Origin of the sequence: Marinobacter sp. LV10MA510-1, assembly GCF_002563885.1 — a bacterium.
Taxonomy (GTDB): domain Bacteria; phylum Pseudomonadota; class Gammaproteobacteria; order Pseudomonadales; family Oleiphilaceae; genus Marinobacter.
Window position 1 is genome coordinate 4,105,222 of the sequence record NZ_PDJA01000001.1, and the last position, 15,863, is coordinate 4,121,084.

Annotated in this window: 13 protein-coding genes and 2 pseudogenes; 14 read left to right on the forward strand and 1 reads right to left on the reverse strand. The window is 53.7% G+C overall.

All coding sequences use genetic code 11. From position 1 onward, the window contains the following. Positions 1-53 precede the first annotated feature (53 nt). The 4 genes from ATI45_RS19790 to ATI45_RS19805 all read left to right on the forward strand — a co-directional run bounded on the left by ATI45_RS19790 (position 54) and on the right by ATI45_RS19805 (position 3,496). On the forward strand, positions 54-938 hold the full coding sequence (locus ATI45_RS19790; RefSeq protein ID WP_098421302.1) for a ZIP family metal transporter: 885 nt from the start codon (positions 54-56) through the stop codon (positions 936-938). 101 nt (positions 939-1,039) lie between these two features. After that, positions 1,040-2,347 (forward strand): short-chain fatty acid transporter, encoded by a 1,308-nt coding sequence (locus ATI45_RS19795; RefSeq protein WP_098421303.1) that lies wholly within the window; start codon positions 1,040-1,042, stop codon positions 2,345-2,347. Positions 2,348-2,507: 160 nt separating this feature from the next. Beyond that, the gene (locus ATI45_RS19800; protein ID WP_098421304.1) at positions 2,508-3,188 is read left to right on the forward strand and encodes an AzlC family ABC transporter permease; all 681 of its coding nucleotides are present in this window, start codon (positions 2,508-2,510) and stop codon (positions 3,186-3,188) included. Continuing rightward, entirely contained in the window at positions 3,185-3,496 is a 312-nt protein-coding gene (locus ATI45_RS19805) for an AzlD family protein (RefSeq protein ID WP_098421305.1), read from the forward strand. Before ATI45_RS19800 ends, ATI45_RS19805 begins: the two co-directional genes overlap by 4 nt. 11 nt (positions 3,497-3,507) lie before the next feature. On the opposite strand, the pseudogene trpS reads toward ATI45_RS19805, so the two are convergent. Next, a pseudogene (trpS, locus tag ATI45_RS19810) lies at positions 3,508-4,509 on the reverse strand (tryptophan--tRNA ligase); the annotation flags it as partial. Between the two features lie 240 nt (positions 4,510-4,749). Here trpS and ATI45_RS19815 point away from each other — a divergent pair. The 10 genes and pseudogenes from ATI45_RS19815 (at position 4,750) to urtB (ending at position 15,834) form a co-directional block, all read left to right on the forward strand. Beyond that, entirely contained in the window at positions 4,750-5,445 is a 696-nt protein-coding gene (locus tag ATI45_RS19815; protein WP_098421307.1) for a hypothetical protein, read from the forward strand. Next, positions 5,438-5,635, forward strand: a pseudogene (gene zapE / locus ATI45_RS19820) (AFG1/ZapE family ATPase); the annotation flags it as partial. The gene ATI45_RS19815 and the pseudogene zapE, both read left to right, overlap by 8 nt. Before the next feature lie 85 nt (positions 5,636-5,720). Continuing rightward, on the forward strand, positions 5,721-6,734 hold the full coding sequence (locus tag ATI45_RS19825; protein WP_098421308.1) for a zinc-dependent alcohol dehydrogenase family protein: 1,014 nt from the start codon (positions 5,721-5,723) through the stop codon (positions 6,732-6,734). Between the two features lie 124 nt (positions 6,735-6,858). Further along, positions 6,859-7,932 (forward strand): extracellular solute-binding protein, encoded by a 1,074-nt coding sequence (locus ATI45_RS19830; RefSeq protein ID WP_098421309.1) that lies wholly within the window; start codon positions 6,859-6,861, stop codon positions 7,930-7,932. A 21-nt stretch (positions 7,933-7,953) separates the two neighbouring features. After that, entirely contained in the window at positions 7,954-9,105 is a 1,152-nt protein-coding gene (locus ATI45_RS19835) for an ABC transporter ATP-binding protein (RefSeq protein WP_098421310.1), read from the forward strand. Further along, positions 9,102-9,983, forward strand: a complete 882-nt coding sequence (locus ATI45_RS19840) for an ABC transporter permease (protein WP_098421311.1) — start codon at positions 9,102-9,104, stop codon at positions 9,981-9,983. The genes ATI45_RS19835 and ATI45_RS19840 overlap by 4 nt, the downstream gene beginning before the upstream one ends. After that, positions 9,980-10,837 carry an ABC transporter permease gene (locus tag ATI45_RS19845; RefSeq protein WP_007352259.1) on the forward strand — a complete coding sequence of 286 codons (858 nt, stop codon included), beginning with the start codon at positions 9,980-9,982 and terminating at the stop codon, positions 10,835-10,837. Before ATI45_RS19840 ends, ATI45_RS19845 begins: the two co-directional genes overlap by 4 nt. A 164-nt stretch (positions 10,838-11,001) precedes the next feature. Then, on the forward strand, positions 11,002-12,528 hold the full coding sequence (locus tag ATI45_RS19850; RefSeq protein ID WP_098421312.1) for a diguanylate cyclase domain-containing protein: 1,527 nt from the start codon (positions 11,002-11,004) through the stop codon (positions 12,526-12,528). A gap of 279 nt (positions 12,529-12,807) precedes the next feature. Further along, positions 12,808-14,106, forward strand: coding sequence for an urea ABC transporter substrate-binding protein (urtA, locus tag ATI45_RS19855; RefSeq protein ID WP_098421313.1), 1,299 nt, complete (start codon positions 12,808-12,810; stop codon positions 14,104-14,106). Positions 14,107-14,229: 123 nt separating this feature from the next. Continuing rightward, positions 14,230-15,834, forward strand: coding sequence for an urea ABC transporter permease subunit UrtB (gene urtB / locus ATI45_RS19860; protein WP_098421314.1), 1,605 nt, complete (start codon positions 14,230-14,232; stop codon positions 15,832-15,834). Positions 15,835-15,863: the final 29 nt, after the last annotated feature.

Consider the following 15,863-nt stretch of genomic DNA (forward strand, 5'->3'; position numbering starts at 1 on the left):
CGGTTAGGGTCTGAGGCGCCATGATGGCGGTATTACTAACATAAGGTGAGTTTATGGCATTGCGATACTGGGTAGTTCTGACGATTCTTATCGGTGGTCTCGTCGCATTGTTGCCCGGCATATACGTGCGTTTGGCGGCGGGTGATCCGCACATGACAGGCGCGCTGCTGGGTGGCCTGGTTGCCGCTGCGGCGACGGCGCTGGGCACGATTCCCGCGGTGTTAACGCGTCAGCTTTCGCAGCGCTTTATCGATACACTAATGGGGTTTGGTGCCGGCGTTATGCTAGCAGCAACGTCGTTTTCATTGATTATACCGGCACTGGATACTGCCGCTGATCAGGGCGCAGGTTCGTGGCTTGCAGGGGGCATTGTTGGCGGCGGTATTATACTGGGCGCTCTGGCTTTGCTGATGATTGAGCGGGTTGTGCCCCATGAGCATTTTGTGAAAGGTGTCGAAGGGGGCGCCAGCTCTGAAATTAATATCGAGCTGGCGGCAAGGCTCAAACGCGTCTGGCTCTTTGTAGCGGCAATCGTGTTGCACAACTTTCCTGAAGGCATGGCGATTGGTGTTTCATTTGCCGGGCCTGACCTGGTCGGTGCACAGGCCCTGGCGGTAGGTATTGCGATACAGGATATTCCCGAAGGCTTTGTGGTTGCTTTGGCCTTGATGAGCGTTGGTTACAGTAAAGGGTTAGCCCTTGGCGTTGGTGCTCTTTCTGGTTTGGTGGAGCCTGTCGCGGCCCTGTTGGGTGTCGCATTGATTGGCCTTTCGGTTCATCTTCTGCCCTGGGGGTTGGCGATTGCGGCAGGTGCAATGCTGTTTGTGATCAGCCATGAAATTATTCCCGAGTCCCATCGCGCCGGGCATGAAAGCTGGGCAACGGGTGGGCTTATAATCGGATTCGTGCTGATGATGCTTCTCGATACAGCGCTTTGAGCACCAAACTCCCGAATCATTAGTGCCGCAATTATTACTTGAATTCGGGCTCAGAAAAACCTAAGCTACTGTAAATTAATAAAAAAATAAGGAGAATATTAATGCTCGATAGAGCCGCCCGGCCCATGGTCAGTCTGGTCGACAAATATCTGCCAGATCCGTACATCTTTGTAATTATCCTAACCTTGGTCTCTTTCGGTGCCGCTATGGCGTTTGAAGGTCATGGCCCAATGGCTGTGATTGAAATGTGGGGCGACGGTTTCTGGAGCCTGCTTACTTTCTCGATGCAGATGCTGCTTGTTCTGGTTACAGGGTTCATGTTGGCGAGCACGCCGTTTGTTCGAGGAATACTGAACCGCGTTGCCGCACTGGCCAGTACGCCGGGCCAAGCTATTATTCTGGTGACCTTTGTAGCGCTTATTGCAAGCTGGATTAACTGGGGGTTTGGCCTGGTTGTTGGCGCTCTTTTCGCCAAGGCACTCGCCCGGCACGTCAGGGTTCACTATCCGCTTTTGATCGCAAGCGCCTACTCTGGTTTTATTGTTTGGCACGGGGGCCTTGCCGGCTCAATTCCGCTGGTTATAGCGACCGAAGGGCACTTTAGTCAGGATATTATTGGCGTTATTGGTTCGGGCGAAACCATCTTTGCATTCTTCAATCTTGCCATCATCGGGGCGCTGTTTATTGTTGTTCCGCAGGTAAATCGCCTGATGTTGCCGAAAGAAGAAGACAGCGTGTACGTAGACCCAGCGGTGCTGAATGACGAACCAGACACCAGCGTTTCTATAAAACGCCCGGCAGATCACCTTGAAAATAGCAGAGTGCTGGCCTGGCTGATTGGCTTTAGTGGGTTAGCATTTATTTTTCAGTACTTTATGGACGGCGGTGGTTTAAACTTGAACATCGTCAATTTCATGTTCCTGTTCCTGGCCGTTATTCTGCACCAGACGCCTAAACGGCTACTGGATAGCCTGCACGAAGCGGTTAAAGGCGGTTCAGGTATCGTTATTCAGTTTCCGTTCTATGCCGGTATTATGGGCGTAATGACGGCTTCGGGCCTTGCCGCCAGCATTTCATCGGGCTTTGTGTCCATAGCGACAGCGGAGAGCTTGCCGTTCTGGAGCTTCATCAGCGCGGGGCTGGTGAACATATTTGTTCCCTCCGGCGGTGGACAGTGGGCTGTGCAGGCGCCTGTTATGTTGCCTGCAGCTCAGGAACTTGGGGCAAGCATTCCGCGAGTGGCCATGGCCGTTGCCTGGGGCGATGCATGGACCAACCTTCTGCAACCTTTCTGGGCATTACCGGTTTTGGCTATTGCAGGGCTTAAAGCCAAGGACATTATGGGATACTGCCTGATGCTGCTGATTATCACCGGCGTGATTATCAGCGTGGGCCTTACCTGGCTATAAAGACTTGTGGTTACAACCCGGGGCATGCTGGCTCCGGGTTGTATTTTGGCTTAGAGAAAAACGACTGACACATGCGCCCTTAAAATCGACTTAGCTAGTGCCTATGAAAAGCACGTTATATTCCTATCGGTTTCAACCCGCCCAGGTTCGCTCTGAGCTCATGCGGATGCTCCCCATTTCCCTGTTCGTGGTGGCGTTTGGTGCTGCGTTTGGTTTGGCGGCAGTGCAAAAGGGGCTGGCTCCTTTAGACACACTTCTGATGAGCACCCTGGTATTCGCCGGGGCAGCGCAGTTTGCCGCGATCGACATGTGGGGAGCGGAAGTGTCTGTTATCCCGGTTATGGTCGTGGTATTTGCCATCAATTCCCGCCATCTGCTGATGGGCGCGTCGCTTTACCCCATGTTAAAAGACGTTGCACCCGCCAAACGGTATAGCCTGCTTCTGGTTCTTACCGACGCGAACTGGGCCGTCGCCGCTCAGGATTACCACAGAGGCAATCGCAACCTGGAGGTCATTCTGGGCGGTGGTTTGGTGCTTTGGCTGGCGTGGATTGTTGGCACCTGGGTGGGTGTTTACTTTGGCGGGCTGTTACAGAACCCGAAGAGCCTGGGGTTAGACATGGTGCTGGGCTGTTTCCTGTTGGCCATGGCTTTGGGCGGTAAGAAAAACCCTCGAATTCTAGTTGCCTGGGCGCTGGCAGCCCTTGCGTCCCTAGCCGCGTGGAAATGGCTGCCCGCCAACACGCACGTCGTCGCAGGCGCCCTTGCTGGTGGTGTGGTTGGGTTCTTTTGGCTCGAGAAAAAACCGGGCAACGAGAATGCCGGGGAGGCGCCCTCGTGACCATTGAAACCACCACAACCGGCGTTCTGGTTCTGATACTGATCATGACCCTGGTGACCCTGGCCACCCGTTTTGGCGGCGTGTTTATTATGTCCTTCGTGCGGATAAGCCCTCGTATAGAGAGCTTTATCAACACCATGGCCAGCTCTGTGCTTATCGCCATCATCGTGCCCATGGCATTCGAGGGCGATGCAGGGGCGCTTGCTGCTTTGTCGGTAACGGCCGTTACCATGCTCATCCTTCAAAAACCGTTGCCAGCGATTGCTGCCGGTGTTTTCGCTGCGGCTGCTTTGCGGTATCTGTTTTAAGCCAAACCGTGTATACCCACTGCTTCGCGCACCTGCTCCAGCAACGGCGAGGCTGTGGCGCGGGCTTTAACAGCGCCTGCTTGCAGAATGTCTTCCATATCAGCCGGGCGGGTCATCAGTTCGTTGTAGAGCTCTCGGGCTTCGGCCAGCTCGGCGTTTACCAACTCAAACAACTGCTTTTTGGCATCGCCCCAGCCAATGCCGCCGGCGAAAGCCTCACGCATATTCAGAGTCTGCTCAGGCGTGGCAAACGCCTGCCAGATTTGAAACACCGTCGACGTATCCGGGTCTTTGGCTTCACCCGGCTCCAGCAGGTTGGTTTTGATTTTGTTGATGTGCTTTTTCAGCTGCTTTTCGGCGAGAAACAAAGGAATGGTGTTGCCGTAGCTCTTGCTCATCTTGCGGCCGTCCAGGCCCTGCAGTACCGCAACGTTATCGTCTACCTGGTAATTCGGCAGGGTCAGCAGCGGTTTGTCATTGCAGTAGATGTGGTTGAAGCGCTGGGCAATATCCCGGGCCATTTCAACGTGCTGAATCTGATCGCGACCGACCGGAACCACATTGGCGCTGAATATCAGAATGTCTGCGGCCATCAATACCGGATAACTGAACAGGCCCATTGTGATTGCCTTATCGGCATCTTCGTTCTCTGCCAGGTTGGTATCTACCGCCGCTTTATAAGCGTGGGCGCGGTTCATTAAGCCCTTGGCGCAAACGCAGTTGAGAATCCATGTCAGCTCGGGAATCTCGCGGATGTCTGACTGCCGGTAAAATACCGAGTTGTCTGTATCAAGCCCAAGCGCCAGCCAGGTGGCAGCAATCTCGGCCGTGGATTTGTGCACAGCAACAGGGTCCTGGCTTTTAATCAGCGCATGATAATTGGCTAAAAAATAGAAAGCTTCGTTACCGCTGTCCTGGCTGGCCCGGATAGCCGGACGAATTGCCCCTACGTAGTTGCCCAGGTGAGGTGTTCCAGTGGTGGTAATACCGGTTAGCACACGTTTCTTGTTCATGTCATTAAATCGCCATATTGAGCCATGAGTGCGGGCCGATCAGTTAAGCCCGATGAATTGCTTTCGATGTTACCGTTTCATATGGGCGTGTCAGTCGTCATATTACCTGATGTTACAAAGCAACAACCCTTTAGCAACAGCGGACGATGACTCTATTGGCTATTTTCAGAGAGTACCAATTTCAGAGTACCAATTTCAGAGAGTGCCAATGCCTAAAAATAACAATTTCGAGCGTCCGGAATAAATAACACCGGTTGCTTAAGGGGACACCATGCAGTATCTGCTACCCAGCTTGAGGAACGAACTCAGGATTCGTCGGAGTTGCTCGAAGGCATTATGCCCTCAGCGATCACCTTCGCCATGATGCTGCGCCACAAGAATATGTCGGCCTGGTTGAGGGCTGAATTCGACGGCTATGAGAATGCGGATGCGGCGCTGCCGTATCGCCGCGGCTTGCCCGGCCACATTGTTGCTAACTCCCCCCAGTATGGCTGGATTCCAGCGCCGGTGAACCCCCAGCAAACAGCCGACTTTGGCCGGCTTGATCTGACCGAAGGCGTCAAAGATCTGGAAGAGTTCTGTCTGACCAGCAAAAAAGGCAATGGCAAACGGATTCAGTTGAATAAAGAGGTAACCGCCGTTCTTCAGAAGCAAATCAACCTGAGTGCGGAGCTTGCGATTAATGTGAGTCGCGAGGAGTACAGCAAGATTCTCAAAATCGTTCGCGGTACCCTTTACCTGTGGGCAAAAGCGTTAATTGCACAGGGGTTGACCGGCGAACATAACCATTACACTGCGGAGCAGCGGGCGTTGGTGGCAGAACTGGACGACCCGCAGCAGTTCTGGAGCAAGGCAACGGCCGAAGTAGACAGCTTGCCCATGCCAGAGATAAAAACCGCCGGTTTCTTCGAACGTATGTTCGGGCGCGCCAGCTGAGGACAAACAAGATAACGGTGTGCGCCGGTTCATTGCGTTGGTAGATGAGTGCTACGATCGCAGTATTCCGCTGTATCTGAGCGAGACTGTGCCGTTAAACCAGCTATGCAGCCGGTGCGCGTTAGGGTTCCCGTGTCGCCGCACCCTTAGCTGCCTGCAAGAAATGCAGTTTCAGCGGTTTGGGCAGTAAGTCGACCTTATAGCAACGCGTCATCGTTATTTTTCCGAACCCTGGCGACCCGACCCGACTAATTTTCCAAAAAAAGGATTTATCCGTGAAAAAAACAATACTGGGACCCAAGCCGGGCATTGCCAACCTTCAGGTTGTCGACGCTGAAACTCCGCCTTTAGGCGCTAAAGACGTTTTGATTAAAATACAGACGGTTTCTTTTAATTACCGGGACTTGGAAATAATCAACGGAACCTACAGCGAAGCCTTTCAGCCAGGGCTGGTGCCTTTTTCAGACGGTGCTGGTGAAGTTGTCGAAGTGGGTGCGGGTGTCAGTCATTTCCAGCCTGGAGACCGTGTTGTCACCAGCTTTTGGCAGAATTGGGCGAGTGGGGAATTAAAGTACGCAAGGTCCCCTAAAGCATTGGGTGGACATCAAGACGGCGTATGGAGCGACTGCACTGTGCTGGATGAAAGTGGCGTGGTAAAAGTCCCTGATGCTATGTCACTGGTTGAAGCAGCTACTTTTCCGTGTGCTGGCGTGACGGCTTGGCAAGCCTTGGTGGTAAAAGGGCAAGTAAAAGCGGGAGAGTGGGTTCTGATACAAGGAACGGGAGGGGTATCAACTTTTGCCCTGCAAATCGCAAAAATGCACGGAGCTCGGACAATACTGCTTTCTTCGAGCGATAAAAAACGTTCAGCCATGGAAAAGATGGGAGCAGATCACACCATTAACTATATCGATTGCCCCCACTGGGAGACGGCGGTAAGGGATTTGACCAACGGAGTGGGCGTTGACCACGTTATCGAAACCGGCGGGCCATCCACGTTTGAAAAATCGCTCAAATCGATCCGCATGGGCGGACAGGTGTATGTGATTGGCTATAAAGGTGGCAAAGGCGGAGACATTAACCCGCTGTTGATTCTTGCCAGCCAAGCCGAAGTGAAAGCGATTGGCGTAGGCCCGACAAGTTCACTGTTACAAGTACTTGCTGCCTACCTGTCGCTTAATCAAAGGCCGGTTGTTGACAAAATTTTTGGCTGGGATGAATGCGCCGAAGCGCTCGACTATTTTTCTAAAGGACAACACATGGGGAAAGTGGTGGTTGAAAAGCGATAACGGCTTAAAAACGCAATGCAGCTGAAACGAACCGTTGCCTTGTCAAAAATCTGTAACCCACTACAGTTAGGCTCATGAATTGCATCCCCATTGTTTTTCATTGCTCACAAGGACAGGCCGCATCATGAAATTTCTTCATCAATTCAAGGTTCTGACACTGGCTACTGCTGTAACCACAGCGTTTTCAATGTCGGCCCAGGCTGAAACACTTCGGCTGCTGACATGGGGCGGTTACGCGCCACAGGATGTGGTTGAACAGTTTGAGAAAGAAACCGGCATTGAAGTAAAAATAACCCTCTCCAATAACGAAGACATGATTTCAAAGCTGCGTGCCACACGCGGCGCGGGTTTTGACCTGGCCCAGCCAAGCCAGGATCGCATTGTTAGCGCCCATGCTGATTTCAATATTTATAAGCCGATGGATCTGAGCAAAATCGACACGGCAAAGATCATCCCCTCCATGCTGGCAGCCACTAAAAAGAACACCGAATTTGAAGGCGAGGTGTACGGTGTTCCGCACGTTTGGGGTACCAGTGGCCTGATTGTCAACCGCGAGGCCGCAGGCACGGTGAAAGATTACACCGACCTGTGTGATGACTCGTTAAGTGGCTCTGTGTCTTATCGCTTAAAGCGTCCCACATTGATTGGTTTTGCGTTCGCGCTGGGGGAAGACCCGTTTGCGGCCTACGGCGATACGGAGAAATACCAGGCCATTCTGAATAAAGTGGAAGAAAAACTGGTCTCCTGTAAGAGCAACGTAAAAGCCTATTGGTCCGGCGGCGATGCCTTGCTGAACCTGATGCGTTCGGGCGAAGTGTCTGCGGCCATGGCCTGGGATGCGGGTGGCTGGAAGCTTAACTCAGAAAACCCGGACATTACCTTTGTGGCGCCCGCATCTGGTGCGCTGGGCTGGATTGATACCTTTGTGTTGCCGCGCAAAACCAAGGCCGAAGACGCCGCTTACAAGTGGATCAACTTTGTGATGCAGCCCGAAGTTGCGGCTCGCATTACCGAGTCTGCCGGTAACTTTACGGCCTCTAAAGGCAGTGATGATTTTGTCAATGACACACTGAAAGCCCAGTTCAAACAGAGCTTTCCAGAAGCGGACCTGGACAACATCAACTGGTACCCGCCCGTTCCCGCCGGTTTGGAGGTAATGGAAGGTAAGGTTCTCGATCGGGTAAAAGCCGCAAACTAAGCTCGATTAAGGTTGTTGTCTATGTCGGATCACGCAAGCGCATCGAGCGCAGATGCGGGGGTGCAGGAAGATCTTGCCTGCACCCTGCTGAGCAAACATTTTGGTGAGTTTGCCGCGGTCGACGGGGTGTCGTTCAGCATCCCTCGCGGGGCGTTTTTTTCCATTCTTGGCCCTTCTGGCTGCGGTAAAACAACGCTGCTGCGAATGCTGGCTGGTTTTCAGCAACCGGATTCCGGCGATATTCTGATTAAAGGCAAGTCGGTGCTGAACACGCCGCCGAACAAGCGGCCCGTCAACATGGTGTTCCAGCACCTGGCGCTGTTCCCCACCATGTCGGTGGCCGAAAACATTGCTTATGGGTTGAAGCGCAAAGGCATTCCCAAGCGTGAACACGCCACCCTGATTGACGAAGTGCTGGCCAAGGTTCACTTGCCCGGGTTTGGCGACAAGCGCATTGATCAGCTCTCTGGCGGGCAAAAACAGCGCGTAGCCATAGCCCGCTGCCTGGTGCTGAACCCCGCCGTGTTGTTACTCGATGAGCCGTTAGGCGCTCTGGATTTAAAACTGCGCGAGCAAATGAAAATTGAGCTCAAACGGTTGCAGCGCGAGTTCAACACCACGTTTGTCTACATCACCCATGACCAGTCTGAAGCACTGGTTATGTCTGACCAAGTAGCGGTAATGAACAAGGGCCGGTTTGAGCAGGTAGGCACGCCGCAAGAGCTTTACTACCAGCCAAAAACCGCCTTTGTGGCAGGCTTTGTTGGCGACAGCAATCAGTACGCAGGCAAAGTGCAGTCGCAGTCTGGCGACGCTGTCACCATTGTGACCGAGCAGGGCGTTCGTCTGTTGAGCCACGCCAACCAACCGTTGCTGTCGGGCTCACCCATTACCTTGTTTGTTCGGCCGGAAGTGATGCAGATCAGCACATCCAGGCCGGCAACGGAACAAGACAATTGCCTGGCCGTCACCGTTTCACGCGTATTGTTTGATGGTGCACAAAGCCGGGTTCAGGTGGAAACCGCCGAAGGCGCCGAGCTAACAGTAGCGCTGCCGCAGACCGCAGACTTTCAGGCATTAGAGCCGGGCCGATCGGTGCATGTCAGTTGGCAAGCCAGCCAGTGCCTCTGTTTCGTCGCACCCGCGGATACGAAGCCGCTGGGCACGCAATGAGCAAAACCAGCGGCAACTTCAACCGTACCCAGTACCGCCTGGGCTTTTGGTTGCTGCTGGCGCCTATCGTGCTGTGGCTCAGCCTGCTGATTATTCTGCCGCACATCGATATGGTGCTGGTGTCACTGCGCGAGCGCATTGCATCGCGGGAATATGCGTTCAGCTTTGGTAACTACACCGCGTTTTTTACCGAACCCCTTTACTGGAATACCTTTGTGCGCACCGCGGTGATGTCGATTATCGCCACAGTGATGACGTTGATTATTGCCTTCCCTGTCTCGTTTTACATTGCCAAAGTGCTCACCGGCAGGCCGCGGATTGCGTTGTTTATTTTGTGCCTGCTGCCGTTCTGGGTCAGCGAACTGGTGCGTACCTACGGCTGGATGATATTACTGCGCGAAACCGGGCTGATCAGCGGCGCGCTGCAGTGGTTCGGGCTTGCGGATCAACCCGTTGAAATGCTGTATAACGACGTCGCCATCATGGTGGGGCTTATCTACACCTCCATGCTGTTTATGGTAGTGCCACTGGTAACCACCCTCGACAGCCTGGACAACAGCCTGATTGAAGCCGGATACGACTTGGGCGGCAGCAGTTGGAACGTGATGCGCAGCATTGTAATTCCCCACGCCATGCCTGGCATTATGAGCGGCTGCATCGTGGTGTTTATGCTCACGCTCGGAAACTACCTGACCCCCACGTTACTGGGCGGCAAATCAAGCCTGTGGTTTACCGAGCAGATCTACACCCAGTTTATTACCCGCTTTAACTGGGAGCAGGGCGCCGCTTTCGGCATTCTGCTGCTGATACTCTCGTCACTCATTGTTTGGTTGGGCCTGAAAATCACCAGGCAGTCGTTTACACGGGTGATGTCATGATTCCCTCTATTCCCAGCAGCCGTTTCTTTCGGGTTTCCTACCTGAGTTATGTAACGCTGTTTTTCATTTTTTTAATCACGCCCCTGGTGGTTGTGGCGGCGTTCTCGTTTAACGACGCATTATTCCCGTCGCTGCCGTGGAATGGTTTCACCTGGGACTGGTATCTGGGTAAGGGCGATCCCAGGCTCGGCCTGTTTCACGATAACGCCCTGCTCGACAGTATTGGTGTGAGTGTTCAGGTGGCCATTGTCACCACCATGGCCAGTCTGGCACTGGCCACCTGCAACGCCTTTTTGTTCGAGCGCGAACAGTTTCCGGGTAAGAACTTTCTTTATGTGCTGATGCTGATGCCGCTGGTGATCCCGGGGGTAATACTCGGGGTGTCCATTCTGGTATTCAGCAGCACCGTGGCCAACTGGTTTGAGGTGCAGTTTGGTATAGAAATAGAAGCCCTGCGCCCGGGCTTGGTATTGGTCACGCTGGGTCAGTTTGCGTTCCTGACCACCATTGCCACTCTGGTGATCTCTGCGCGCCTGCGCAAATTCGATATTACCCAGGAAGAAGCAGCCATGAACCTGGGCGCCAGCCGTCTGACCGCCATTGCCACCGTTACCCTGCCGTTCCTGAAACCCGCGCTGTTTGGTGCCGGCGTGGTGGCATTTCTGATGTCCTTTGAAAACTTCAACACGACGTTGATGCTGGTGGGCTCCGATGCCCCTCTGACCATCGCCATGTTTGACCGCCTGCGGGAAGGTTCAACGCCTGTACTTAATGCGGTGTCGGTTCTGCTGATGGTGGGCTCCGCGTGCCTGGCGCTGGTGTCGCTGTTCGTGCAGCGCCCGGCCAAGCCGTAATCGGCACCCATAACATGTCGCAGAAGATTGCGTGTTTTTCACTTGCCCCTGCTTGGTATTCACATCAATAACCTGAAAGTTGTGCTAAATTCACGTAAGAAGCCGAGGGTTGCATCGTCATAGACACATTTTGGAAATAGTATGCTTATACCCAGAGATAGGACATGATCGGTCAAAAAACACACAGGTATTTGGCAAATGCGGCAATTACCTCATCCTGCACCAAATATTGTTTCGTTGTACTTGCCGTTGTCAGCTTGGTCGCAAGCATTGCGATATGGCCGTTATCTGTAAGTCACTCTTTTATCGAGCATGGATTTTACTTTTTGTTGATGGCCACGTTTGCCATTACCTGCACAATCATTGCTTACCATATCCACGTTACTCATCGCATCCAAAGAGAAGCACTAAAGCAGGCCGATTCCGTATCAGCGGCCAGCCTGAAGAGTGATCAACTCATTAGAACCATCATTAATAGCACCCCAAACATGATGGGTTATTGGGACCGGGATTTACGTTGCCGTTATGCGAACAATGCCTTCAGTGAATGGTTTGGCATGCCGCCTGAGGACGTTATCGGAATTCGGTTTCAGGACTTGGTCAGCGAGCAACTTTATGCTCTGAATGAGCCCCATATTCGTGCCGTGCTGGCTGGCGAACCGCAGCGCTTCGAGCGCACTCTGAACAAAGCCGATGGCAGTGTCGGGCATATCATCGGGAACTATATTCCTGATTTTGAAGCCGACGGTACGGTTCAGGGGTTCTCTATTCAGGCCAGCGAAATAACGGTTCTGAAGGAGGTTGAGGCAAAGCTCAAGCTGGCCGCGTGTGTTTTCGACAATACGCTCGATGGTGTTTTAATTACCGATGTTAACGGTGTAATTTTGTCGGTTAATCCAGGGTTCGTTGAAATTACGGGCTACACCCTTGAGGAATCCGTCGGGCAAACGCCTCGTATCCTGCATTCCGATCGGCATGACCAGGCGTTTTATGCGTCCATGTGGGAGGAAATAAACGCCAAGGGGCGCTGGCATGGCGAGATATGGAACCGCCATAAAGACGGAGAGCTTTACCTGCAACGCATGACCATCAGCATGGTGCTTGATGAAGCCGGCGAACCCATGCGCTATGTTTCTGTATTCAGTGACATTACTGCGCTTTGGCAAAAAGACGAGCACATCCGGCACTTGGCGTTTCACGATGCTTTGACCGACCTGCCCAACAGAACCTTATTGATGGACCGGATTAACCAACAGATTCTCCACGCCAATCGCGAAGAGAGCCATTTCGCACTGATGTTTCTCGACCTTGACGGGTTTAAGCTCGTAAACGACCAGCTGGGTCATAAAATCGGAGACGATCTGTTAAAAGATGTGGCGAAACGGCTACTGGCGCTGGTGCGAAGCTCCGATACTATAGCCCGTGTGGGTGGCGATGAGTTTATATTCATCCTTAACAACCCGCGGGGAAGAGACGAAATTACCGAAGTCGCGAACCGTATTGTTGCCTCGATTAATGAGCCCATAGAGATTCTTGGTGTAGTGGTCCAGATAGGCGTATCGCTGGGTATTGCCACTTTCCCTGCTGACGGGGACAGCTCCTCGGACTTAATCATAAATGCCGATAGTGCAATGTATGCTGCCAAAAGCGTGGGTAAGAATAATATCCGGTTCTTTTCGGCTGAGCACTAGTTCCTCTCGAAACCCATTTAGCTGAAATAACTCCCCGTACCGTTCAATCTAACCTCGCGTATCTTCGCACGCACCAATTGTGAACATGGGGCTTTCGACTGCGTGTGTTTTGGTGCGTTGCGCTTACAAATTGTTTCAATTTTATTCGGTCTTATTCGTTTTTTTGGATTTAACATATTGAATTTGCTGATGAATGATCATGGTTGGAACGTTCCATGCAGAGTGAGGGTTGTGTTGCTGACGAACAGCGCAATCCATCAAGACGCAAAGGAAGACGAAATGAGCATCAGAAAACACGTGAAACTGGGCCTCTCTGCACTGGCGCTATCCATTTCTTTTAGTACCGTCGCCGCAGAGGACCCCATTAAGGTGGGTATTCTGCATTCCCTTTCCGGAACCATGGCCATCAGCGAATCCGCCTTGAAAGACACCATGCTGATGCTGATTGAAAAACAGAACGAAGCGGGCGGTATCCTGGGCCGCCAGCTTGAGCCGGTAGTGGTGGACCCCGCGTCTAACTGGCCGCTGTTTGCTGAAAAAGCCCGCGAGCTGCTGGCGAAAGAAAAAGTCGACGTTATTTTCGGCAACTGGACCTCGGTGTCACGAAAGTCGGTACTGCCAGTCATCGAAGAACTAAACGGCCTGCTGTTTTACCCGGTTCAGTATGAAGGCGAAGAGTCGTCTGAAAATGTGTTCTATACCGGTGCAGCGCCCAACCAGCAGGCGATACCCGCCGTTAACTACCTGATGAACGACATCGGCGTTGAGCGTTGGGTGTTGGCCGGTACCGATTATGTGTACCCGCGCACCACCAACAAGATTCTGGAAACCTACCTGAAAGCCCAGGGCGTGGCCGCCGAAGACATCATGATTAACTACACGCCTTTCGGCCATTCCAACTGGCAGGCGATTGTGTCGGATATCAAAGCGTTCGGCAGCGCCGGCAAGAAAACCGCCGTTGTTTCCACCATTAACGGCGACGCCAACGTTCCTTTCTACCGCGAACTGGGTAACCAGGGCATCGATGCCGCTGACATTCCGGTGGTCGCCTTCTCTGTGGGTGAGCAGGAACTGTCGGGTATCGATACAGGCCCACTGGTCGGCCACCTGGCGGCCTGGAATTACTTCATGAGCGTAGATGCCGACGCCAACTATGACTTCATCGACGCCTGGGTTGCTTATACCGGTAACGAAGATGCCGTCACCAACGACCCGATGGAAGCCCATTACATTGGTTTTAACATGTACGTGGAAGCGGTGAAAAAAGCCGGCACCACCGATGTGAACGCAGTGAAAGACGCCATTATCGGCGTTGCCGTGCCTAACCTCACCGGTGGTATCGCCACCATGATGCCGAACCACCACATCACCAAGCCGGTACTGATTGGCGAGATTCAAGACAACGGGCAGTTCTCCGTGGTGTGGCAAACGCCGTCTACCGTTGTGGGCGATGCCTGGTCTGACTTCCTGCCAGGGTCAAAAGACCTGATCAGCGACTGGCGCAAGCCGATGTCCTGCGGCAACTTCAATGTGGTCACTGGAACCTGCGGCGGTAAAGCGGCGGTGGCTGCCGAATAAGGCCAAAACGGCCATACCCTTTTGCGGGCGGGAGTGGTTCCCCGTCCGTCTTTTTAACACAGCTTCTTTTAGCACAGCGTTTTTCGCCTGACCCCTTTATTTATACAAAAACAGGACTCAACCATGGGCATCATCCGATTGCTCAGTCAGCTTCTGCTTGTCTGTTCTCTGCTCTGGCCGGGCTTTGCCCAGGCCCAGGTGGAAGACACCGAAGCGCAACAACTGCTCACGGCACTGGCGGACTCGTCATTTGCAGACAAAAAAGCCGTGGTTAATCGTATTGCCAGCAGCGGCGATGAACGCGCCCGGGGCTGGCTGGAATCGTTTGCCAGCAACAAACTGGCCCGCATTGAATCCAGCGGGCAATTCATCATCGTGACGGACAATCGCGGCCGCAACTGGACCGTGCAAAGCGCACTGACCGGTGAAAGTCTGGGCGAATTCTCCCGCCGGGACATCGACACCGTTCGCGTTAACAACGCGTTACGTGGCGAACTGGAAGACATCCTGTCGGTGATTGACCTGAAAAGCCCTGACCAAAGCAGCCGCTTAACCGCCGCCCGCGCCCTTAAAGGCAGCGTAGACAGCGCATTGGCCGAACGCGTTCCGGGCCTTATTGATACCGAACAGAGTGAGCCGGTTCGCGCCGCATTGACCGAGGCACTGGCGATCTACCGCGTGGCCGAACAGGGCGATCTGGCGGCAGTTGAAACCTTGTCTGGCAGCCTGAACTCGCAAGCCCGCGCTGCCCTGCAGCAAGCCATGCGCAGTGACGATCCGGCGCTGGTTGCGGCTGCCACGAAAGCTATGGACAGCATCGAGCAAAAACTGACTCTGAACCGCGCCGCCGAAACACTGTATTTCGGCCTGTCAATGGGCTCGGTTCTGGTGTTGGCCGCCATCGGCCTGGCCATTACCTTTGGTGTGATGGGCGTTATCAACATGGCCCACGGCGAGCTGATTATGCTGGGTGCCTACACCACCTGGGGCATGCAGCAACTGCTGCCGGGCCAGCCGGGCCTGGCGCTGATTCTATCCATTCCTGCCGGTTTCCTGGTGGCGGCACTGGCCGGCGTGGTGATTGAACGCACCGTTATCCAATACCTGAAAGGCCGCCCGCTCGAAACTCTGCTGGCCACCTTCGGCGTAAGCCTGATTCTGCAACAGCTGGTGCGTACGGTGGTTTCCCCGCTGAATCGCACGGTGATTACACCGGAGTGGATGAGTGGCTCGGTGATGATCAACGAAGCACTGTCACTGACTCTTAACCGGCTTTACGTGATTGGTTTTGCGCTGGTGGTGTTCGCCGGGTTGATGCTGATTATGCGTAAAACCCGCCTGGGGCTAGAGGTTCGGGCGGTTACCCAGAACCGGGCCATGGCCCGTTCCATGGGTATAAGAGCCACCCGCGTCGACATTCTCACCTTTGCCTTGGGTTCTGGCGTTGCCGGCCTGGCGGGCGTGGCCTTATCACAGATTACCAACGTCGGCCCCAACCTGGGCCAGAGCTACATCATCGATTCTTTCATGGTGGTGGTGTTCGGCGGTGTGGGCAATCTGTGGGGCACGCTGCTGGCCGGATTGACGCTGGGCACCATCAACCAGCTGCTGGAACCCTGGGTGGGTGCGGTGCTGGCCAAGATTATGGTGCTGGTGATGATCATCCTGTTCATTCAGAAACGGCCTCGGGGATTGTTTCCCCAGAAAGGCCGTGCGGCGGAGGGGTGAAGTGTCTCGTTTAGCCAATCTTATAATTC

What these genes read in the sequence shown, in the direction of transcription:
- ATI45_RS19850 (WP_098421312.1), top strand. Translation starts at nt 11,002, where the DNA reads ATGATCGGTCAAAAAACACACAGGTATTTGGCAAATGCGGCAATTACC.
- ATI45_RS19830 (WP_098421309.1), top strand. Translation starts at nt 6,859, where the DNA reads ATGAAATTTCTTCATCAATTCAAGGTTCTGACACTGGCTACTGCTGTA.
- ATI45_RS19795 (WP_098421303.1), top strand. Translation starts at nt 1,040, where the DNA reads ATGCTCGATAGAGCCGCCCGGCCCATGGTCAGTCTGGTCGACAAATAT.
- ATI45_RS19790 (WP_098421302.1), top strand. Translation starts at nt 54, where the DNA reads ATGGCATTGCGATACTGGGTAGTTCTGACGATTCTTATCGGTGGTCTC.
- urtB (WP_098421314.1), top strand. Translation starts at nt 14,230, where the DNA reads ATGGGCATCATCCGATTGCTCAGTCAGCTTCTGCTTGTCTGTTCTCTG.
- ATI45_RS19840 (WP_098421311.1), top strand. Translation starts at nt 9,102, where the DNA reads ATGAGCAAAACCAGCGGCAACTTCAACCGTACCCAGTACCGCCTGGGC.
- ATI45_RS19845 (WP_007352259.1), top strand. Translation starts at nt 9,980, where the DNA reads ATGATTCCCTCTATTCCCAGCAGCCGTTTCTTTCGGGTTTCCTACCTG.
- ATI45_RS19835 (WP_098421310.1), top strand. Translation starts at nt 7,954, where the DNA reads ATGTCGGATCACGCAAGCGCATCGAGCGCAGATGCGGGGGTGCAGGAA.
- urtA (WP_098421313.1), top strand. Translation starts at nt 12,808, where the DNA reads ATGAGCATCAGAAAACACGTGAAACTGGGCCTCTCTGCACTGGCGCTA.
- ATI45_RS19800 (WP_098421304.1), top strand. Translation starts at nt 2,508, where the DNA reads ATGCGGATGCTCCCCATTTCCCTGTTCGTGGTGGCGTTTGGTGCTGCG.